Here is a 20,415-nt window from a genome sequence, read left to right on the forward strand (position 1 = left end):
GCGCTCACCGCCAGGCGGGCGCGGTCGGTGCTCGTAGCCGGGCGTACCGCTTGTACGCCCCGGCTTCGAGCGCACCGTCTGCGCCGATCTGCCGACTGCTCGCGACGATATACGGGCCGTTCTCAGCATCGGAGGCGCACGCCGCGTGCCTTATAAAGACGCACGCGGCTTTGTTCGGATACATGCCCGACCGAAGGCTCAACTGCGCAGTGCAGCGACCCGTTGCGACAGTTTCTTCGCCGAAACGCCGGATTTGGCACCCAGCTCCTGCGCAAAGACCGACACGCGCAGTTCTTCCAGATCCCAACGCAGCGCCTGCCACTCTTGGCGGTCTTGCAAACCGTGCGCAGCGGCGGCTTCCACTGCATCCACGAACGGTTTGAGCTCGAGCATGCGCGCCTGGTCGCGCGCAGGATCGCGCTTTGCGCGCTCGGTACGCAGGATCATCGCCCTGAGGTAGCGCGGATAATTGGCCAATGCATCGGCCGGCGTGTCGCGCAGGAAGCCTGCATGCACCAGCGCGCGCAGTTGCTGCTCCATGTCATCCAGGTTGCCGCGTGCCCAGCCCATCAACGGTGCTTCCAGCAGTGGCTTGAGTTCGGCCACGGCGCCCAGGATGCTTTCGGCCAACTTCAAACGCTCCATCGCTTCGCCGAACAGCCGCTTGCCCGCATCGTCGCGGCGCTGCGCAAACGCGCCGGGGTCGCGAATGGCGCCCAGGCCATCGGCCAGCACGGCATTGAGCGCCGCATCGACCAGATCGCCACGCAGGCGTTCCTGCGATTCAATCGCCGCATACAGCAGACCGGTCTTGGGCGACACCGGCAGTTGCTTGCGCGCCTGCTTGATCTTGTCGGCCAATGCGATTTCCAGCAAGCGCCGCACGCCGCGCGGATGCGCCCGCGCAGCGTCGTTGCGGTCTGCAAAGATATGCAGCGCCGCATTGTCGCCTTGATCCACCAGCGCCGGGTATGCCGGCACGCCGGCCTCGCCGGCCACCTGTTCGGGAATCGGCGCACTCGGAAAGTCGCGCAGGCCTTCGGCGGCCAGCGCGCGCCCGGCCCGTGCGGCGAATGCCTGCCCCGCGCGCTCGCCGAAGCGCGCACGCAGCCCGTCCAGATCGCGCGACTCGGCCAGCACCTTGCCGTCGTCATCGCGCAGGCGCAGGTTCATCAGCAAATGCGTGTCCAGCGCCTGCTCATCGAAATCCAGTGCCGTCACCTGCGTCCCGGTGGCCTTGGTCAGAAAGCGCGCCAGTTCGCCGCGGATATCGTCGGCCGAGGCAATGCTAAATGCCTCGTAGAACGCACGTCCGAAATCCGGTGCCGGCACATAGTTGCGGCGTTGCGCCTTGGGCAGGCTACGAATCAACGCAGACGCCTTGTCGGCGACGAAGCCCGGCGCCAGCCACGACAGGCGCGCCGGATCCAGCGCATTGAGCAGGTGCAACGGCACCTCCAGCGTCACGCCGTCGTCGATGGCCCCCGGCTCGAAGCGGTAATGCAACGGCAGGCGCGCATCGCCGAGCGGGAAATATTTCGGAAAGCGATCGGCTTCGCTGCCTTCGCCCGGCAGCAGATCGTTCAACGACCAATGCAGGCTGCGGCGCTTGTCCGGCGGCAAGGTCTTCCACCACGCATCCAGGCCGCTGGCCGAATGCAGCTCGGCCGGAATGCGATCCAGATACCAGCGCGCCTGCCAGCCTTCGTCGGCAACGATACCGGCACGACGCAGCTTGGCCTCTTCTTCGCGCGCCTGCTCGAGCACCTTGAGATTGTCGGCCACGAATGCGGCCCGCGTATTGATTTCGCCCGTCACCAGGCCTTGGCGCACGAACAGGTCATGCGCTGCGGCCGGATCGATCTTGCCGAAATGCACGGGCTTTTTCGGCGCCAGCACCAGCCCGAACAGGCTGATCTGTTCCGAAGCGACCACCTGCCCCTGCGCACGCGACCAGTGCGCATCGAAATGCTTGCGCGCCAGCAGATGCGGCAGCTCGGCAATCGCCCAATCCGGCTCGATCGCGGCATTGGTCATGCCCCACACTTTCTGCGTGTCCAGCAGCGTGGCCGCCAGAATCCACGGCGGCGGTTTGCGCGCCAATGCGGAACCCGGAAACGGCACGAAGCGGCGTTGCCGCGCAGCCAGATAGTCGCCTTTTTCGGTGCGATGACCGATCTGCGTCGGCAGGCCCGCCAGCAGCGCGCGATGCAGCGCCTGATACGCCGCCGCACGCTCGCGCTCGGTGGTCCGCGCCGAGGCTTCGGCAGCCTCGGCCTGCTTGTTCGTCGCAGCAGGCGCAGGTTGCACAGGCGCCGCGTTCGGATCCGGCTTGCCTTCGCGCGCCAGCCGCGCAGCACGGTGCAGTTGGCCACGCGTGGGCCGGTTGACGCTGTGGCCGTCCTCGCGGGCGGGCGCGCTGGCACCGGCCAACAACGGCGCCAGCATCACATTGGCCGGCTCTTCGCTCCAACCCAGTTCTTCGCACAGCAACCGCAGCTGCCGGTGCAGCTCGCGCCACTCGCGCATGCGCAGGAAACCGAGGAAATGCCGGTTGCACCAGTCGCGCAGCTTGGATTGGGTGAGATCTTCATGCACCTGCCGGTACGCATCCCACAAGCGCAGGATGCCGACGAATTCAGAGCGCGCGTCGGCAAACAGCGCATGCGCGTTATCGGCGGCCTCGCGCGCTTCCGGCGGGCGCTCGCGCGGATCCTGGATGCCCAGGAATGCGGCGATGATGATCATCTCGCGCAGGCACCCATGTTGCTGCGCGGCCACCAGCATGCGCGCCAGCTTGACGTCCACTGGCAGGCGCGCCATCTGGCGCCCGGTGGCGGTCAGACGCCGCTGCGCATCGATGGCGCCCAGCTCCAGCAGCTGTTGCCAGCCATCAGCCAACGCACGTTCGTCGGGTGCCTCCAGGAACGGGAAGTCTTCGATCCTGCCCAGCCCCAACTGCAGCATGCGCAAGATCACCCCGGACAACGAGGAACGTCGGATTTCCGGATCGGTGAACGCCGGACGCGCGGCAAAGTCCGCTTCGGCATACAGCCGGTAGCAGATACCCTCTGCAATGCGCCCGCAACGGCCCATGCGCTGGTTGGCGCTGGCCTGCGAGATCGGCTCGATATGCAGCCGGTCCAGCTTCTGGCGCGGGCTGTAGCGCTTGACGCGGGCAAGCCCCGGATCCACCACATAGCGGATGCGCGGTACCGTCAGCGAGGTCTCGGCCACGTTGGTGGCCAGTACCAGGCGCCGCCGCGGGCCCGGGTTGAACACGCGGTCCTGATCGGCCGCCGACAGCCGCGCGTACAGCGGCACCACTTCGGTTTCGCGGTATTTGCGCCGTTCCAGCGACTGGTGCGCATCGCGAATCTCGCGCTCGCCCGGCAGGAACATCAGCACATCGCCGCGCGGGTCGATGCGGGTAATTTCGTCGATGGCCGCCACGATCGCATCGTTGACACTGCGCTCGCCGTCGCGGCCGCTGCCGTGTTCGCCATCGTCGCTGTCGCCCGTATCGCCTTCCAGCGGGCGATAACGCACCTCGACCGGGAAGGTGCGGCCTTCCACGCTGATCACCGGCGCATCGTCGAAGTGCCGTGCAAAGCGCTCGGTATCGATGGTGGCCGAGGTGACGATCAACTTGAGATCGGAGCGCTTGCGCAGCAACTGCTTGAGATAGCCGAGCAGGAAATCGATGTTGAGGCTGCGCTCGTGCGCCTCGTCCACGATGATGGTGTCGTAGGACGACAGCCAACGGTCGCTGGCGATTTCCGCCAGCAGGATGCCGTCGGTCATGAACTTGATGCGCGACTGATCGCTGACGCGATCGGTGAAGCGCACCTGGAAGCCCACCGTCGTGCCCAATGGCGTCTTCAGCTCGTCGGCCACGCGCGCGGCCACTGCACGCGCGGCGATCCGGCGTGGTTGGGTGCAGCCGATCATCCCGGCGGCTCCGCGTCCGGCCGCCAGGCACAGCTTGGGCAGCTGGGTGGTCTTGCCCGAGCCGGTTTCGCCGGCGATGACCACCACCTGATGGTTCCGGATCAGCGCGATGATGCGCTCGGCCTCGCGTGCGATCGGCAACTGGTCGTCCAGCGTGATGGCCGGCTGCTGCTCGGCCCGCGCCTGGCGTTGCGCCTGCGATGCCGCCAGCGCCTGCTCGAACGCATCGCGCACCTGCGGGTTGCCCGGCTTGCCCTGCCAGCGCGACCATAGGCCCAGCAAGCGGCCACGGTCGCGGCTCATCGCACCATCCACGGCACGGCGGCGTTCACGCAAGGTGTCGGCAAGGGTGGAGTCGATAGCGCTCATTGATGGAAAAATGTGAAAAATTGAATGACGTTTGATCCTTTAGCCTGTCTATTGTGACGCCATATCAGTTCCCCAAGACATCCACCCTGCAAGGACCATCCCATGTCCAAGAAAAAAAACGCCAATAAGCCCGTCGTCGTCAGTGATGCCCTGCCGGTCGCTGCTGCGTCGGCACCGCATATCGATATCGGGATCAAGGACAGCGATCGCAAGCAGATCTCCGACGGTCTGGCCCGCTACATGGCTGACGCCTTCACCTTGTATCTGAAGACCCACAACTTCCACTGGAACGTCACCGGGTCGATGTTCAACTCGCTGCACACCATGTTCGAAACCCAGTACACCGAGCAGTGGGCGGCGCTGGACGAGGTGGCCGAGCGCATCCGCGCCCTGGGCTACAACGCGCCGGGCTCGTACCGCGAATTCGTCGCGTTGACCTCGATCCCGGAAGAGCCGGGCCTGAGTGACAGCGCCGACTGGCGTGAAATGGTGCGTCAGCTGGTCAGCGGCAACGAAGCCGTCTGCCGCACCGCACGCAAGGTGCTGGGCACCGCCGACGACGCCGGCGACGACCCGACCGTAGACCTGCTGACCCAGCGTCTGCAGACCCACGAAAAGTACGCCTGGATGCTGCGCTCGCTGCTGCAGTAAACCTGCCGGCTTCGCACCTTCGGGTTGGCCAAGGTTTCGCAGCCGCGAAACCTTGGGCCTCTGCGCAACTGCCTGCCACACTCAGTGCCTCCAGCGTCGCCTGACCCGGGGGGCGGCCATGTCCGCTTCGCGGATATCGCTGGCACCGTATGTCTTGCAAACGCCGAACCCCGCTACGCATCTGCATCTGCGCCTTCGGCACGGGCCGGCGCGCAGGGCGGGGTTGAGGCGAGGCCGCGCGGCGCGCAACTCAGTCTGCCTGAGACTCAAGCACCGCGGCTCAGGGCACCAACCGCATCACGGCAATCCCTGATGCCTCTTCGTGTCGTCCAAGCCTGCATCCGCCCGGCCAGGGCTTGACCCGCACGGTATCCTAGGTCGATGTCTTCCCCCGCTCACGAACTGCTCAGCCGCGTCTTCGGCTACGACGACTTCCGCGGCCCGCAGCAGGCCATTGTCGAACACGTCGCTGCCGGCAACGATGCCCTGGTCCTGATGCCCACCGGTGGCGGCAAGTCGCTGTGCTACCAGGTGCCGGCGCTGCTACGCGACGGCATCGGCATCGTGGTCTCGCCGCTGATCGCGCTGATGCAGGATCAGGTCGAGGCCCTGCGCCAGCTCGGCGTACGCGCCGAGTTCCTCAATTCCACCCTGGATGCAGAAAACGCCCAGCGCGTGGAACGCGCCCTGTTGTCCGGCGACCTGGATCTGCTCTACGTTGCGCCCGAGCGCTTGCTGACCCAGCGCTTCCTCTCGTTGCTGGAACGTAGCCGCATTGCGCTGTTCGCCATCGACGAAGCCCATTGCGTCTCGCAATGGGGCCACGATTTCCGCCCGGAATACCGCCAGCTCACCGTGCTGCACGAGCGCTGGCCGCATATTCCGCGCATGGCGCTGACGGCCACCGCCGACCCGCCGACCCAGCGCGAAATCGCAGAGCGCCTGGATCTGGTGGACGCGCGCCACTTCGTCAGTTCCTTCGACCGCCCCAATATCCGCTATACGGTGGTGCAGAAGGACAGCGCGCGCAAACAGCTGCAGGAATTCCTGGGCCGTCATCGTGGCTCGGCCGGCATCGTGTATGCGATGTCGCGGCGCAAGGTGGAAGAAACCGCGCAGCAACTGTGCGCGCAAGGCTTCAATGCACTGCCCTATCACGCTGGCCTGCCGGCAGAGGTGCGTGCAGAAAACCAGCGCCGCTTCCTGCGCGAGGACGGCATCATCATGGCCGCCACGATCGCTTTCGGCATGGGCATCGACAAGCCGGACGTGCGCTTTGTGGCGCACGTGGATCTGCCCAAATCGCTGGAGGGCTACTACCAGGAAACCGGACGCGCCGGCCGCGACGGCGACCCCGCCGAAGCCTGGCTGTGTTACGGCCTGGGCGATGTGGTGCTGCTCAAGCAGATGATCGAGCAAGGCGAAGCCGCCGAAGAGCGCAAGCGTCTGGAGCGCGCCAAGCTCGACCACCTGCTGGGCTATTGCGAATCCATGCAATGCCGCCGCCAGGTGCTGCTGGCCGGCTTCGGCGAGACCTATGCCAAACCCTGCGGCAATTGCGACAACTGCCTGACCCCGGCCGCCGCCTGGGACGCCAGGGTAGCCTCGCAGAAGGCGCTCAGTTGCGTGTATCGCAGCGGGCAGCGCTTTGGCGTGGGCCATCTGATCGACATCCTGCGCGGTAGCGAAAATGAACGTATCAAACAGCTGGGTCACGACCAGCTGAGCACCTACGGCATCGGCCGCGACCTGGACGAACGCACCTGGCGCGGCGTATTTCGCCAGCTGGTGGCCGCCAGCCTGCTGGAGGTGGATAGCGAAGGTCATGGCGGCCTACGCCTCACCGATGCCAGCCGCCAGGTGCTCAAGGGCGAGCGCCAGGTCATGATGCGCCGCGAAAACCCGGCTGCCGGGCGCGAGCGCAGCGCGCAGCGCACCGGCCTGCCGGTGCAGCCGCAGGATCTGGCGTTGTTCAACGCCTTGCGTGGCCTGCGCGCGGATCTGGCCAAGGAACAGAACGTGCCGGCTTTCGTGATCTTCCACGACAGCACCTTGCGCAACATCGCCGAACAACGGCCAACCAGCATCGATGCGCTGTCGCGGGTGGGCGGCATCGGCGGCGGCAAGCTGGCGCGTTATGGCGCGCAATTGATCGAGATCGTGCGCGAACAGGGCTGATGCAGCAGCATGTGTCAACACAACACCGCAGACGGCACAAAAATCCGCAGGATCGACAGCGCGCATTCAATCAGCCGTTGCTAGTTTCACAAAGCGAGCCGGCACGCGCCGCCAGCCCCTCTTCGTAGAGTCCAACCGATGAAACGCAGCCTGCTTGTTCTGGTCACTCTGTTTGCCACCGGCAGCGTCGCCGCTGGAAGTGCGTTGGCCCAAGCCAGCGACGGCAATCCCGAAACGGCGAGCGCACGTTCGCTGGACCTGAGCATTCCGCAAGCCCCGGTGCAGCTCCGCTCCGACCCGGAATACAGCAACGACCCGCCGGGCACCTTCTACGGCGACAAGAGCGGCCCCAAGCCGGCGCTAGCCCGGCCAAGTGCCGCTTCCATCGCTGCCGAGCGCGCCGAGCAATGCCAGGGCAAGCTGCATGGTGCTGTCGAAACCGGCCTGGGCTACTCCAGCCGCGGCGGCAACAGCAACTGGCAGGCGGTGAATTTGAATTCCTGCAAGACCTATTATGACGACGACGGTAAGGCGCACCAGATTGGCGTCAGCATCAGCGTCGGACGTGGTGAGGGCTCCATTTTTGGCCCGCGTTATGCACCCGGCGGCTATGGTCCGGGCCCGTTCGGCTGGTAACCATACGGCGAGGTGTGCGTTGACAGAGGGTTCACTGCCGCATCGCTGAGAATGTGGCCTGCCTTACGAGACCAGCTCATGCCACAGAACAAGGAACGGCCGGTTGTCTTCGTTGTCGAAGACGGCGACGGAACCCGACAGCTCAGCTGCCTTGTGCTGGAGAGCTATGGGTTCACCTGCCGTAGCGCCGGCTCGGTCGAAGAAGCTTTGGCCTTGATCGAAAGCGACCCGCGGGTGGACGTGCTGTTTTCCGATATCCATTTCCCGGGCGGCCTGACCGGTGTGGATCTGGCGCTCAAGACTGCACATGCGCCGTACAACCTGCCGGTGCTGCTGACTTCGGGCCTGGCGGTCGAATACGTGGAAGAGATCCTGCCCGACGGCGTGGCCTTTCTGGAAAAGCCGTACACCCCTGAGCAACTGCTCAGTGCGATCCGCAGCGTGATGGCCAAGCACCGCGTGCTGGCCACCCCGGTCGCGTAAACACGAGCGGCCGCGACTGGACGGCCGCCCACAATCCCGGTATTAAATGCCAGCCCTCGCGCGATGCGGCGGCAACGGGGATCGACCACACCACGGTAGTACCACAGACGCGGCGTAACGCCCGGCTGGCCGTACCGTGTCCTACGCCAGGGGAAAACATGAGACATCTAGTGACCGCAGCCATTGCCATGGTTGCGCTAAGCGGTTGCGCCACGGTCATGAACGACGCGACCCAGCCAATTCGCATCGACACCAAGACGGCCGATGGGCAACTGGTTTCCGGCGCCGACTGCGCCATCAGCAACGACAAGGGCCGCGTCACGGTGAAGTCCGGCCAGACCGCACAAGTGCATCGTTCCGCGCGCGATCTGGAGGTGACCTGTGTGCTGCCCGGCCAACGTGATGCCGCCGGCCGTTCCATCTCGCGCGCCAACATGGGCATTTGGGGCAACATTCTGATCGGCGGGGCGATTGGCGCCATCGTCGATCACAGCAAGGGCACCGGCTATACCTACCCGAGCTGGATCCAGTTGGTGTTCGGGCAGACGCTGAGCTTCGACCGCCATCGTGAAGACCGGGGCCAACCGTTGCAGGGCGAGAACGCGCACGGTGTGGTGGTTGCAGGCAATCCCAGTTCAGGCAACTCCGCGCACGGGTCGGCGGTCACCCTGCCATTGACGAGCGAACCGGCAGCCGCCGAGCAGGCAGACGTTGCGGCAGCGTCTGCCAGTGTCGGGGGCAACGCTGGGCCTGCAAGCCCGGCGATGTCGACCGCGTCGGCGGCAAGTCGCGCCCAGGGCATCAGCAATGGCCTGCAATGCGGCACCGTGCAGGCCACCAGCGCCACGCGCTTCAGCGCGGTCTGCAGCAGCGGCAATACGGTGCAGATCGATTGTTCCGGCTTCCGCTGCACCTCTACGTTTCAGTGATGCAGTGAGCTGGGCTGTGGGCACAAGCCCACGGTCATGCGCAGATCGTCGCGACGGCTGTCGGGTACGCCCCGACAGCGTGTCGGCTCGCTCCCGATTTACGTGATAGATGTCGCATTTAAACTGCAGCTACCGGACGCGAGGCCTGTTGGGCCGCTCAACTCGCGGGGCGCAGAGCACGCCCCTGCCGGGACACGGATGAAAAGGCGCGACAGAACGGCCGAGCCTTCCCTGCGATCTGCGCGTGCGTTCGTCCGTGCAGTCGCTTAGCACCAAAGAATTGGCGCCAGGTTCGATGCCTGGAAGACCTGCCCCGTCCTGCGATTGACCGCAGCTCTACCGTCGTTGCGATTGCGCATCACTTTCATGGCACTCAATCCGCGCGGCATGCCGATGAGCGCATCATTGCGCAAGCGCCTGCTTGGCTACCCGCTCATGCACCGGGCCATCCTTTCCCGAATCACGCTGCACAGGCACGCTCCCACACGTGCCAGGTGGCTGATTGATTGCTGCATGGATCGATGCAAGGCAACGCCAGCTTCCGCGCCACTTACGTCGATGCGCTGATCATCGATGCGGCAGAAATATGTGCCTGCTTCTGCGGCAAGCCATGCATTTCACGCGATCAAGCAGGCCGCTCGCTAGGCTAACGTCATCGCAGCGCTGTGCTGCGCAAGACTGTCAGGAGTTCCGCATGGGCGACAATTCGTTTTTATCTCCGGCCTTCATCATCCTGGTCATCGGTGTAATTGCCGTTGTGCTGTTTCTGGTCACGCGTGCCAAGAAAAAGCGCAACAAGAAATAATCGCTGCATGCGCTGCTGGCCGTGACTGAGCACGCTTGCACACAGCGCGACGTGATTCCAGCGGCTGCAGCCGCATACTCCGTGCTGCAGTCAGAACCGCTCACCTGCCGGCAGGTAGCGCCATTCACCGATCGCCAGCTTGCCCAGCGACACCCGGCCCACGCGCAGGCGGCGAATGCTCACGACCTCCGGGCCCACTTCGCCGCACATGTAGCGCAATTGGCCCGGCTGCACGTGCTTGATCGCAAACCGCAGGCGGTCTTCGTTTTGCCAGCTCACCTTGCAAGGCGACAGACTGCGGTGCTGATAGACCAAGCCATGCGCCAGCCGCGCCATGCCGTAAGGGCGCAATTCACCCCGCACTTCGACCAGAAATTCCTGCTCGATCGCGCTGGCGTCAGCGCTCAACCGGCGCAGCACGCGGCCATCCTGGCTCAGGATCAGCAGGCCGCTTGCGGCGTCTTCCAGCGGCAGCGGTGCGTGCAAGCGTAGGAAGTGCCGTTTCAGCACACGTACGTCCGCCTGATCCAGTGCGCTGCGCGTTGCCGGCGTGGCCAGCGCCAGCGCGGCATCGACGCAGATGCCTGCCGGCTTGTGCAGCAACAAGGTGGCGGGCTCGGCAGGCGCCAGTACCGCATTTTCGGCCAGGGTAACCTGCGCCGCGGTAGCCAGCGTCTGCGGTTCTTCGACCACCACGCCGTCCACGCTGACCCACCCACCCTCGATGTACTGCTGGGCCTCGCCACGCGAGCAGCCGAACGCGGCAGCTATACATTTATCGAGACGGATCGGATCAGACATCGGGCGAGCTCAGCATCAGGGGACGGCAGTGTACGTGCTGGCTGCTCGCCCGCGTGAGTCGTTGCACGGCAGCGATGGAGCGTTGCCCAATGCATTGGACGGTGCGCCTGCGCAAGTTGCGCATTGCCCGCCACCAACGCAACGGCAAACGCAGTGTGCACGCAGGCACCGGCAAACGCTTCTGCACCGCACGACAACGTGGGAAACTCGAAGCTCACACAGGAGATCGCAGATGTTTATCCAGTTCGGCACCGCCCGGGTCCGCCTCAACCATATCTCTGTCATCAGCGACCCATTCAATGCTGGCGAAAGCTTCGGGTCGTATTGCCACTCGGTTCGGGTCGGGCTGATCTCCGGCGAAGAAGTCTTTGCGCGCTTCAACAGCGAGAGTGGCGCCAAGCAACTGCACGCAGACGTGGTCGCTGCGCTGGAAGCCTGAGCAAAGAGTGATCGCCATCGCGTCGCGCCGCTGCGCACGCGATGGCTCACGCTGCAGCACGCGGTGCTTACTGGCATGCATGCTGCGGCGCGGCAATCCGCTCGGCGTACGGCGTGGCACACCTCCAATGAGGTGGCTCGCACGACCTATCCGCTCACGGGCTCGCGGCAGATCGTTGCCCAGCGTTCGATGCAGCACTGGCCCTGCATGCAATCCGGTGGCCGGTCATACGCGTCTGTTAGTCAGCGCACATGTCGGCAAGACGTCGGAAAATCGCTGCATTCCTGGCACGCTTCGATCCGGCCAGACACATCTGAATTCGCGCCCTGGGGCGCCCGTGTCAGGACGCGGGAAACTGCTGTCAGGAAACTTCCGATCTGTAATGAATCAGCGGTAAGTATTTTCGATCGACGGTCTTTAGCTCCCTCAAATCCGGCCGCTAGCTGGGCAAGACGCTTGAGTCGATGCACCCCGCATCCACCGAGCTGCTCAGCTGTACTACCTGGAAGCGGTCATGAATGACTTTCTGCAACGCCTCAATGTCGGCCGTCGCCTCGGAATGGCCTTCGGCATCTTAATTCTGCTGTCGGGCCTGCTGGTGGCGACCGGCCTGATCACCATGTCCAATGCGCGTTATGAGCTGGACACCATCGTCAACAACAACATGGAAAGGATCCGGCTGTCCTCCGAAATGCTCGACGCCAACACCAACGTGGCGATCGGCTTGCGCGACGTGGTGATGGTGTCCGGCGATGCGGCCAACCGGCGCGCGCTGCACATCATCGAAAAGAGTCGTGCGCGCTACAAGCAAGCCCACGATGCCTTGGCTGCGATGCCAAGCAGCGAACTCGAGAAAAACGCGCTCGCACTGGTGCAGGAAAAGCGCGACGTCTCGGTCAAGTTCAACAACCAGATTCTCGACTACGGCATGCGCGACCAGAATCAGCAAGCGCAGGCCTTGTTGCAAGGCGCTGCCGCTGCGGCGATGGACGAGCAACAAGCCGCAATTGCTGCAAATGCGGCCTTGGAGCGCCGCCTCAGCAAAGACGCATACGCGGCAGCGGTTGCATCAATGCACAACGGCAAGATCATCCTGGCCAGCGGCGGTATCGCTGCGCTGGTGATCAGTGCGCTGCTCGCATGGTTGATCACGCGCAGCCTCACCACGCCGTTGAGCCAGGCCACGCGCACTGCCGAAGCCATCGCCGCAGGCAATCTGCGCAACGATGTGCACACCACCGCAACGGATGAAACCGGTCGCCTGTTGCAGGCCATGGACAAGATGCAACTGCAGCTGCGCAACCTCATCGCGGCGCAGACCGACATGGCCAAGCATCACGACAACGGCCAGATCAGCTTCCGCATCGACGCAACCGTGTTCCCGGGCGACTACGGCCGCATGGCCAACGACACCAACGCGTTGGTGGCCTCGCACGTGGCCGTGCAAAACGATCTGGCGCGCATCATGGGGCGCTATGCCATCGGCGAACTCTCCGAAGACATGCAGCCCCTGCCGGGCGAAAAAGCCGCCTTCAGCAACACCATGTCGCAGGTCAAGCTCAACCTGTCGGCGATGAATCACCAAATCAGGCACCTTGCACAGGCGGCTGCCAATGGCGACTTCAGCGCCCGTGGCGATGTCGAACGCTTCCAGTTCGATTTCCGCATCATGGTGGAGAGCCTGAACCAATTGATGTCCACCGCGGACGGAAATCTGCAATCGCTGTCGGCACTGCTGCAGTCGATCGCAGCGGGCGACCTCACCGCACGCATGAGCGGCGACTTCCGCGGCGTGTTCGCACAGATGCGCGATGACGCCAACGCAACGGCGAGCCAGCTGGCGCAGATCGTCGGCAACATCCAGCAATCGGCCGTGTCGATCAACGCGGCGGCCAGCGAGATCGCCGCGGGCAATCAGGATCTGTCGCAGCGGACCGAGCAGCAGGCGGCCAACCTGGAAGAGACCGCCGCTTCGATGGAAGAGCTGACCTCTACCGTCAAGCAGAATGCCGAGAGTGCGCGCCAGGCCAATCAACTGGCGATCGGCGCCGCGCGCGTGGCCTCGGAGGGGGGCAATGTGGTCGGCAAGGTCGTAGACACGATGAGTGGTATCGAAGCCTCGTCCAAGAAGATCGCCGACATCATCTCCGTCATCGACGGCATTGCCTTCCAGACCAACATCCTGACGCTGAACGCCGCAGTGGAAGCTGCCAGGGCAGGCGAGCAGGGCCGTGGTTTTGCGGTTGTCGCCTCGGAAGTGCGCACGCTGGCGCAACGCTCCTCCGGCGCAGCCAAGGAAATCAAGGACCTGATCGACGATTCCGTCCAACGCGTGGCCGAAGGCTCGGCACTGGTGCACAGCGCCGGCAAGACCATGGGCGAGGTTGTGGCCAGCGTCCAGCGCGTCACCGACATCATGGGCGAAATTTCGGCGGCCTCGCAGGAGCAATCTGCCGGCATCGAACAGGTCAATCACACCATCACGCACATGGACGAAACCACCCAACAGAACGCCGCGCTGGTGGAAGAAGCCACTGCCGCGGCGCGCTCCATGGAAGAACAAGCCGTGCACCTCACCGACGCGGTCGCCATCTTCAAGATCGATGCACGGCACGCACGCCGCGCAGACACCCGCGCTACCGCACCGGTCACGCATCTGTTGGACAAGGTACGCCACGCCTGAGTGGCATGGCCCGCTGGCTGCCCTGCAGAGGCGCAGCTGGCCTGAGCGCACCGAAGCGGTTGCCGGCGGCAATCGCAACACGCCACTGACCTCGTCCCAAGCGCGCCCTGAGAGGCGCGCCTGGATGTTGCAACGGCGCCGTCCACATCCCAGGGACACCATCCACGGCAATGCCGCCTGTTCGCTGCCGATGAAACGGCCCAAACACAGCGAAATGGCGCGCAATCGCAGCATCAGCGGCGATCCGGTGGCCCTGGCCTGGCGGTGTACGGCAACAGATCACGATGGATCGGGATACCCAGCTCCGATGTGTCGCAAGTCATGCGCAATGACTGCATCACACCGTCCAGCCAGAGCGATCAGCGCAGCGCCGCGTGCTCGGGTAGCAGCAACAGCACACACAGCAGCAGCATGAAGACCGCGATCAGTCCATCCAGTATCCGCCACGCACGCGGATGCCGGAACACCGGCTGCAACAAGCGGGCCCCATAGCCCAGGCCAGAGAACCAGCTCACGCTGGCGATACACGCACCCAGTGCAAATGCCCAGCGCAACGCGCCGGGGTAATGCGTGGCCAGGCTGCCGAGCAAGAGCATCGTATCGAGATAGACGTGCGGGTTGAGGAAGGTAAACCCCAGGCAGGTGAGCATGGCGCGTTGCCAGCGGTCTTCGCCGTGTTCTGCCGGCGACATTGCGCCATCTCCGCGCCAGGCCCGGCAGGCGGCCATCCACCCATACACCGCCAGGAATGCGGCGCCTGCGTAGCGCAACAGCTGCAGCAGGCCCGCGTATTGCTGCGCCAACGCGCCGATTCCAGCAACGCCGAGCAGGATCAGCGCGATATCGCCAAGTGCACAGATCGCCACCACCAGTCCCACGTGCTGGCGCTTGATCCCTTGCCGCAGCACGAACGCATTCTGCGCGCCGATCGCGACGATGAGACCGGCACCGGCAAGAAAACCGGCCACTGTTGCTTGAACGATCATGGTGGTGTCTCCGAGGCAGGCGTGCATCGTGTGCCCTTCCATCGGATTAGGAAAACTAAATAATCTGTATGCTGATTAGCAATTCTAATGCAGGTGAACGCATGGATCTTCTGCATCCGCAATTGGCGGCCTTCGCAGCCGTGCTGGACGAAGGCAGCTTCGACGCCGCCGCGCAGCGTCTTGCACTGACGCCCTCGGCGATCTCGCAACGCATCAAGGCGCTCGAAGATCGACTCGGGCAGGTACTGGTCATGCGCACGGCGCCTTGCCGGCCCACGCCGACCGGCGAACGGCTGCTGCGCCGGCTCAAGCCCATGCAGGTCCTCGAAGCCGAAGCGATTGCCGACTTCCTGCCTGGCGATGGCATCGCCGGGCACCCACGTACCCTCGCCATCGCGGTCAATGACGACTCGTTGCAGACCTGGTTCCTGCAGGCGCTGTCTTCGCTCCACCAGGCGCACGGCTTCTTGTTCGATGTGCAGATGGACGACCAGGACCACACCCTGGAGTTGCTGCGCGCTGGCAGCGTGCTGGGCGCGGTCACCTCCGAGCGCGCGCCACTGCAGGGTTGCAATGTCCAGGCGTTGGGCGTGATGCGTTACCACGCGATCGCATCGGCGGCGTTCGTCGCTGCGCATTTCCAGGACGGCTTCACTGCCGACGCGCTGGGAAAGGCGCCGATGCTGGTGTTCAATCGCAAGGACACCTTGCAGGCGCGTTTCGTCAGGCGGGTCACGCGTAGCCGGCTGAGCCCGCCCACGCATTACCTGCCCACCTCCACCGGTTTTGTCGAAGCCGCTGCACGCGGGCTGGGCTGGTGCCTGGCGCCCGAAGCGATGGTGCTGCCTGCGGTGCGCAACAAGCAGGTCGTCATCGTCGACCCCACCCGCTGGCTCGATGTTCCGCTGTACTGGCAGTACGCCGCTGTGCGCTCGAACGTGTTGCAGCAACTCAACCAGGCACTGCGCGAGGCCGCTGCCACCAGCTTGCGTGGCAGCAGATAGACACCACGGCCATCGTTCTCACCGCCTGCCCGTCGCCGGGCTGCCATGCATCTGCATACGCTGCGAATTCCGGCACCCATCGCCACATTGGCTACACCTGCCACGCTAGCCGGGTAATCGCTGCGCAGGCACGCCCAAGTGCCGATTCCAGTCACTGTCCGCACCGGTTGAATGCCGCGGTGCCATGCACGTCGGAGTATTGCGGCAGTCGGCGATATCGAACTTCTCCCCGCCCCCATGTCGTTCAACTGCAACAAGACCCGCGCTGATCACTCGGCGCTGCGCTGCTGCAGCAGCGATAGCGCATGTTTTAGATCACGAAAATGGAAGGGTTTCTGCAGGCCATGCCGGTGCCGGTACTTTTCGGGAATCCCACCCTGCGCATAGCCGGTCACGAAGATATACGGAACACCGCGCGCATCCAGTTCTTCCGCAATCGGAAACGACAAGGTGCCGCCAAGATTGATATCCAGCAGTGCCAGGTCGAGGTTGCCTGCCTGCACCGCTTGCAACGCAGCGTCCACGTCGGCCACGGTTGCCACCACCTCGTAGCCCAGTTCCGCCAGGCAATCCTCCAAGAGCATCGCCACCAACGATTCGTCTTCGACCAAAAGTACGCGCATGGTCATGGCCGTGCCTCGGCATGCTCGGGCGGCAACGGGATGGAAACGCGGAAGCACACGCCAGCCGGATCGAAGGACAGCTCAACGTCGCCCTTGAGGTCGTGCTTCAAGCCACGCTCTAGAAGACGCGTGCCGAACCCCTTGCGCGTGGGTGGCTGCACGGGCGGCCCCCCGGTTTCCCGCCAGATCAATTCAAGCAGTTCCTGCTCGCCACGCGTGCTGCGCTCCCACGAAACCAGCACATTGCCAGCTGGCAAGGATAAGGCGCCGTGCTTGAGCGCGTTGGTGCACAGCTCATGCAGCGCCATCGACAGCGCCAATGCCCGCCGCGGATCAAGCCGACAGGAATCACCCTGCAACGTGAAGCGCTGGCTGTCGTGCGACTCATACAGCGCGGCAGCGTCGCGGGTCAGTTCCAGGATGTCGGCGCTGACCCAGTTTTCGCGCGTCAGCGTGTCGTGTGCCCGCGACAGCGCCAGCAAACGCGCGTCGAGCTTTTCCTGTGCGTCGGCCAGGCCACCGGCGTTGGTGAACGACTGCCGCGCCAACGATTGCACCATCACCAACGAGTTCTTGACCCGGTGGTTGAGCTCGTTGATCAACAGCTGCAGATGCTGCTCATGCTGCTTGTGTTCGGTGATGTCGCGCGTGGCGCCGGCGATCGCCTCGACTTTGCCGTCGGGTCCGAACACCGGGGTAAAAATGTAGTCGTAGATGCGCAGGCCCTTGGTCGTATGCGGGAATGGCACTTCGCCGCGCACTGGCTGGCCTGTTGCGATCACCTGTTCGATCTCTTCATCGTGCATGGCCGCATGCCAGGGCTCGTAGCCCAGTTCCAGGCAGGTTTTGCCGCAGGCGTCTTCCCAGCGCATGCCCCACATCGTCAACAACGCCTGATTGGCGTAGACGAAGCGATGCTGGATATCGAACACATACAAAAGATCCGGTGTCGCCTGTAGCAGGGCCTCGTAAATGCGCGATTTCGCTGCGTCTTCCTGATGCTCGGCCATTGCGTCATGGTTCCAAAATTGAAGCGAACGATAAATGGACTTACGTGAACGCCTGATCATGCGTATTTGACGTCGGATCCAGCTCAACAAAGACGCGCGCCGTCGCCGGACAAAGCGGTTGCGATCGACCAATACCGTAAGCGCATTCCACTGTTTCGTGCCTGCACCGGCCAACCCCGCGCCAACCGGAGCCGGATCGAAGACCGGTCCCTGGTCGCCCTGCGCCATCGTCCCTGATAGCCTTCGGGCTTATTCCGCAGTGATCGCCGATTCGCCATGAAAAAAGCCGTTGTTCTGTTGTCCGGTGGCATGGATTCCGCCGCCGTCATCGCACTCGCGCAGGAGCAGGGCTTTGCCGTCTACGCGCTGAGCGTGCGCTATGGCCAACGCCATACGTCCGAACTGGACGCCGCAGCGCGCGTCGCTGCCGCGCAGGGCGTCGTTGCGCACAAGGTGGTCGACGTGGACCTGCGCAGCATCGGCGGCTCGGCATTGACCGACGACATCGACGTCCCCGACGCTGGCGGCGACGGCATCCCCGTCACCTACGTGCCCGCGCGCAACACCATCATGCTGTCGCTGGCGCTCGGTTGGGCCGAGGTCGTCGGCGCCAACGACCTGTTCTGTGGCGTCAATGCGGTGGACTACTCCGGCTACCCCGATTGCCGTCCCGAGTTCGTGCGCGCTTTCGAGGTGCTGGCCAACTTGGCCACCAAGGCAGGCGTGGAAGGTGTAGGGCTGCGCGTGCACGCACCGCTGCAGTTCCTCAGCAAGGCCGACATCGTCCGTGAAGGCGTGCGCCTGGGTGTGGACTTCGGCCTCACCGTCTCCTGCTACCGCGCCGATGCCGATGGACGCGCCTGCGGCCACTGCGACGCCTGCCGCCTGCGCGCGGCCGGCTTCTCCGATGCCGGCGTTCCCGACCCCACGCACTACGCCATTTTGTCTTGACGCCCGCGTAGGGTAGAATGCGCACCCCGACGCAATGTCGGGGTCAGTGGGCCGTTAGCTCAGTCGGTAGAGCAGAAGACTTTTAATCTTTTGGTCGATGGTTCGAATCCATCACGGCCCACCATCTCCAGCAAGGCTTTCAGCGAACTTCATCGCTCCGCAGAAGGCATCGGCTCGGCAATTGCGCAGTATTCGCGCGCCCGTACGAGCGCGCGGACACCGGTGCGCCGTTACGCTAACGCATCACCGCATAGCGGCTACAGGTCTTTGCCACTTTGTGGGATCACCGGCTGCCTGAGCAAATCAAAACACCGTCCGTAATTTTTGCCAGCGCAAGGCAGTCGCCTGATGCACAGCGCTACGCGCCTGCCTCACCGCCCAGGCTCGTCGTTCCACAGCAGCTTGTGCAGCTGCATCTGGAAGCGCACCGGCAAGCGGTCTGCCACGATCCAGTCAGCCAGTTGCCGTGGGCTCACCTCGCTTTTGCTGGGCGAAAACCACACCGTGCAGCGGCGATCCAGTGTATGCGCGGCGACGATCTCGCGCGACCATTCGTAGTCGACGCGGCTGCAGATCACGAACTTGATCTGGTCGCGCGCGGTCAGCAGCGGCAGGTTTTCCCAGCGATTGCGTGCCTCCTCGCCGGATGCGGGCGTCTTGATGTCGACCACGCGCGAGACGCGCGGATCAACGGCAGACACGTCCAGCGCACCGGAGGTCTCCAACGAGACGTCGTAACCGGCGTCGCAGAGCTTCTCCAGCAGAACCAGGCAACGCTTCTGCGCCAACGGCTCGCCGCCGGTCACGCAGACATGGCGCACACCATGACTGGCGACTTCGGCGACGATTGCGTCAATGTCATGCCACTGCCCGCCATGGAACGCGTACGCGGTGTCGCAGTACAGGCAGCGCAACGGGCAGCCGGTCAGGCGGACGAATACCGTGGGCCAGCCAGCCGCTTCGGCCTCGCCTTGCAGGGACAAAAAGATTTCGGTGATCTTCAACCGCGGCAATGGCGACTGGACGATCTCGCTGGGGACGGCGGCGGCATTCATGGGCAAAGTATGCGCCGTGCCGGCAGGCACGAACGCGAGGCTCAGCGCAGTTGCTGGCCGAGACGGATGGACTGCAGGCGCTCCTGCGCAACGCGTGCCGCGTCGGAGCCGGGGTACTGCGAAGCAACCTGCTGCAAGGTCTGCTGGGCCTCGTTGTTCTTGCCTTCGCCGTACTGCGACAGGCCAAGCTTCAACAAGCCGCCGGCGGCCTTGTCATGCGTGGGATAGCGGCTGACGAGATCGCGGAACTGCGCCTCGGCAAGCTGGAAATTACGGGTGGCGTAATAGCTCTCGCCCAGCCAATACAAGGCATTGGGGGTATAGACGCCGTTGGGATAGAGCTCCAGAAAGCTCAGGAACAGCTGCGACGCATCGTCGTACTTGCCGTTCTTCAATGCATCGAAGGCCACGTTGTAGGCCGTACGTTCGTCGTTGCTGACGGCCAGGGTGCCTGGGTCGCCATGGACGGTGGGCGGCTTCTCGGAAGTTGCCGCCGCTGCGGGCCGCGCAGCAGGTGCCGGGGCCGGGGTCACGCTGCCGGTCGCTGGGGGCAATGGCGGTGTTGCGCCACCTGCGCCTTCCAACCGGTTCAAGCGTCCATCCAGGTCCAGATATTGGTCCTTGGACTGCTGCTTGAGTTGCTCATTGTCGTGCTGCAGCTGTTCGACGGTCGACCGCAATGCCTGCAGGTCCGAACGCGCCTGCTGCAGCTGATTGAGGAGATCGTTGTTGGCCTGACTATTGGCCTGCTGCTGCTCGAGCACGGCCACACGATCAGCGAGACTGGCTCGCTGGGCGTATGCCGGCGCGGCGACCACGAGGGCCGCCGCGACGAACAGGGATGTCACTCGAAAGCGCATC

The 20,415-nt window shown here is 64.2% G+C and carries 16 protein-coding genes and 1 tRNA gene; 10 read left to right on the forward strand and 7 right to left on the reverse strand.

What is annotated here, in order from left to right:
- Positions 1-198: 198 nt before the first annotated feature.
- Positions 199-4,320, reverse strand: a complete 4,122-nt coding sequence (gene hrpA / locus LN450_RS12360) for an ATP-dependent RNA helicase HrpA (protein WP_011348260.1) — start codon at positions 4,318-4,320, stop codon at positions 199-201.
- Between the two features lie 102 nt (positions 4,321-4,422).
- Here hrpA and LN450_RS12365 point away from each other — a divergent pair, with 102 nt between their 5' ends.
- The 5 genes from LN450_RS12365 (at position 4,423) to LN450_RS12385 (ending at position 9,197) form a co-directional block, all read left to right on the forward strand.
- Positions 4,423-4,971: a Dps family protein gene (locus tag LN450_RS12365; protein ID WP_003482535.1), complete on the forward strand. Its 549-nt coding sequence runs from the start codon at positions 4,423-4,425 to the stop codon at positions 4,969-4,971.
- Between the two features lie 381 nt (positions 4,972-5,352).
- A complete protein-coding gene (recQ, locus tag LN450_RS12370) occupies positions 5,353-7,149 on the forward strand; it encodes a DNA helicase RecQ (RefSeq protein WP_011348261.1) in 1,797 nt (598 codons plus the stop codon).
- A gap of 138 nt (positions 7,150-7,287) precedes the next feature.
- Positions 7,288-7,785, forward strand: coding sequence for a hypothetical protein (locus LN450_RS12375; RefSeq protein ID WP_008578046.1), 498 nt, complete (start codon positions 7,288-7,290; stop codon positions 7,783-7,785).
- Between the two features lie 78 nt (positions 7,786-7,863).
- Positions 7,864-8,268 carry a response regulator gene (locus LN450_RS12380; protein WP_008578047.1) on the forward strand — a complete coding sequence of 135 codons (405 nt, stop codon included), beginning with the start codon at positions 7,864-7,866 and terminating at the stop codon, positions 8,266-8,268.
- Positions 8,269-8,486: 218 nt separating this feature from the next.
- Complete coding sequence (locus tag LN450_RS12385) at positions 8,487-9,197, forward strand: hypothetical protein (protein ID WP_228885086.1); 711 nt, start codon at positions 8,487-8,489, stop codon at positions 9,195-9,197.
- Between the two features lie 895 nt (positions 9,198-10,092).
- Here LN450_RS12385 and LN450_RS12390 read toward each other — a convergent pair.
- Positions 10,093-10,803, reverse strand: a complete 711-nt coding sequence (locus LN450_RS12390; protein ID WP_011348264.1) for an rRNA pseudouridine synthase — start codon at positions 10,801-10,803, stop codon at positions 10,093-10,095.
- A 232-nt stretch (positions 10,804-11,035) separates the two neighbouring features.
- On the opposite strand from LN450_RS12390, the gene LN450_RS12395 reads away from it, so the two are divergent.
- The gene (locus LN450_RS12395; protein ID WP_008578051.1) at positions 11,036-11,242 is read left to right on the forward strand and encodes a hypothetical protein; all 207 of its coding nucleotides are present in this window, start codon (positions 11,036-11,038) and stop codon (positions 11,240-11,242) included.
- Between the two features lie 514 nt (positions 11,243-11,756).
- A complete protein-coding gene (locus tag LN450_RS12400) occupies positions 11,757-13,925 on the forward strand; it encodes a methyl-accepting chemotaxis protein (protein WP_011348265.1) in 2,169 nt (722 codons plus the stop codon).
- Positions 13,926-14,284: 359 nt separating this feature from the next.
- Here the strand turns inward: LN450_RS12400 and LN450_RS12405 are convergent, their stop codons facing one another.
- On the reverse strand, positions 14,285-14,911 hold the full coding sequence (locus tag LN450_RS12405) for a LysE/ArgO family amino acid transporter (protein ID WP_011348267.1): 627 nt from the start codon (positions 14,909-14,911) through the stop codon (positions 14,285-14,287).
- A 101-nt stretch (positions 14,912-15,012) separates the two neighbouring features.
- Between LN450_RS12405 and LN450_RS12410 the strand changes: the two genes are divergently transcribed.
- Entirely contained in the window at positions 15,013-15,915 is a 903-nt protein-coding gene (locus tag LN450_RS12410; protein ID WP_011348268.1) for a LysR family transcriptional regulator ArgP, read from the forward strand.
- A 269-nt stretch (positions 15,916-16,184) separates the two neighbouring features.
- Here LN450_RS12410 and LN450_RS12415 read toward each other — a convergent pair whose 3' ends face one another.
- Positions 16,185-16,544 (reverse strand): response regulator, encoded by a 360-nt coding sequence (locus tag LN450_RS12415; RefSeq protein WP_008578055.1) that lies wholly within the window; start codon positions 16,542-16,544, stop codon positions 16,185-16,187.
- Positions 16,541-17,548, reverse strand: coding sequence for a sensor histidine kinase (locus LN450_RS12420; protein WP_031423766.1), 1,008 nt, complete (start codon positions 17,546-17,548; stop codon positions 16,541-16,543). The genes LN450_RS12415 and LN450_RS12420 overlap by 4 nt, the downstream gene beginning before the upstream one ends.
- Positions 17,549-17,824: 276 nt before the next feature.
- Between LN450_RS12420 and queC the strand changes: the two genes are divergently transcribed.
- The gene (queC, locus tag LN450_RS12425; protein ID WP_011348271.1) at positions 17,825-18,499 is read left to right on the forward strand and encodes a 7-cyano-7-deazaguanine synthase QueC; all 675 of its coding nucleotides are present in this window, start codon (positions 17,825-17,827) and stop codon (positions 18,497-18,499) included.
- A 48-nt stretch (positions 18,500-18,547) separates the two neighbouring features.
- Positions 18,548-18,623 (forward strand) — tRNA-Lys (locus LN450_RS12430).
- Positions 18,624-18,870: 247 nt separating this feature from the next.
- On the opposite strand, the gene queE is transcribed toward LN450_RS12430, so the two are convergent.
- Positions 18,871-19,554, reverse strand: coding sequence for a 7-carboxy-7-deazaguanine synthase QueE (gene queE, locus LN450_RS12435; RefSeq protein ID WP_011348272.1), 684 nt, complete (start codon positions 19,552-19,554; stop codon positions 18,871-18,873).
- A 41-nt stretch (positions 19,555-19,595) separates the two neighbouring features.
- Positions 19,596-20,414, reverse strand: a complete 819-nt coding sequence (gene ybgF, locus LN450_RS12440; protein WP_007971751.1) for a tol-pal system protein YbgF — start codon at positions 20,412-20,414, stop codon at positions 19,596-19,598.
- Position 20,415: the final 1 nt, after the last annotated feature.

The organism is Xanthomonas euvesicatoria pv. euvesicatoria (genome assembly GCF_020880415.1).
Lineage (GTDB): Bacteria > Pseudomonadota > Gammaproteobacteria > Xanthomonadales > Xanthomonadaceae > Xanthomonas > Xanthomonas euvesicatoria.

Coding starts and splice junctions, on each gene's coding strand:
- hrpA (WP_011348260.1), bottom strand. CDS start 4,320: ATGAGCGCTATCGACTCCACCCTTGCCGACACCTTGCGTGAACGCCGC.
- LN450_RS12365 (WP_003482535.1), top strand. CDS start 4,423: ATGTCCAAGAAAAAAAACGCCAATAAGCCCGTCGTCGTCAGTGATGCC.
- recQ (WP_011348261.1), top strand. CDS start 5,353: ATGTCTTCCCCCGCTCACGAACTGCTCAGCCGCGTCTTCGGCTACGAC.
- LN450_RS12375 (WP_008578046.1), top strand. CDS start 7,288: ATGAAACGCAGCCTGCTTGTTCTGGTCACTCTGTTTGCCACCGGCAGC.
- LN450_RS12380 (WP_008578047.1), top strand. CDS start 7,864: ATGCCACAGAACAAGGAACGGCCGGTTGTCTTCGTTGTCGAAGACGGC.
- LN450_RS12385 (WP_228885086.1), top strand. CDS start 8,487: ATGAACGACGCGACCCAGCCAATTCGCATCGACACCAAGACGGCCGAT.
- LN450_RS12390 (WP_011348264.1), bottom strand. CDS start 10,803: ATGTCTGATCCGATCCGTCTCGATAAATGTATAGCTGCCGCGTTCGGC.
- LN450_RS12395 (WP_008578051.1), top strand. CDS start 11,036: ATGTTTATCCAGTTCGGCACCGCCCGGGTCCGCCTCAACCATATCTCT.
- LN450_RS12400 (WP_011348265.1), top strand. CDS start 11,757: ATGAATGACTTTCTGCAACGCCTCAATGTCGGCCGTCGCCTCGGAATG.
- LN450_RS12405 (WP_011348267.1), bottom strand. CDS start 14,911: ATGATCGTTCAAGCAACAGTGGCCGGTTTTCTTGCCGGTGCCGGTCTC.
- LN450_RS12410 (WP_011348268.1), top strand. CDS start 15,013: ATGGATCTTCTGCATCCGCAATTGGCGGCCTTCGCAGCCGTGCTGGAC.
- LN450_RS12415 (WP_008578055.1), bottom strand. CDS start 16,544: ATGACCATGCGCGTACTTTTGGTCGAAGACGAATCGTTGGTGGCGATG.
- LN450_RS12420 (WP_031423766.1), bottom strand. CDS start 17,548: ATGGCCGAGCATCAGGAAGACGCAGCGAAATCGCGCATTTACGAGGCC.
- queC (WP_011348271.1), top strand. CDS start 17,825: ATGAAAAAAGCCGTTGTTCTGTTGTCCGGTGGCATGGATTCCGCCGCC.
- queE (WP_011348272.1), bottom strand. CDS start 19,554: ATGAATGCCGCCGCCGTCCCCAGCGAGATCGTCCAGTCGCCATTGCCG.
- ybgF (WP_007971751.1), bottom strand. CDS start 20,414: ATGCGCTTTCGAGTGACATCCCTGTTCGTCGCGGCGGCCCTCGTGGTC.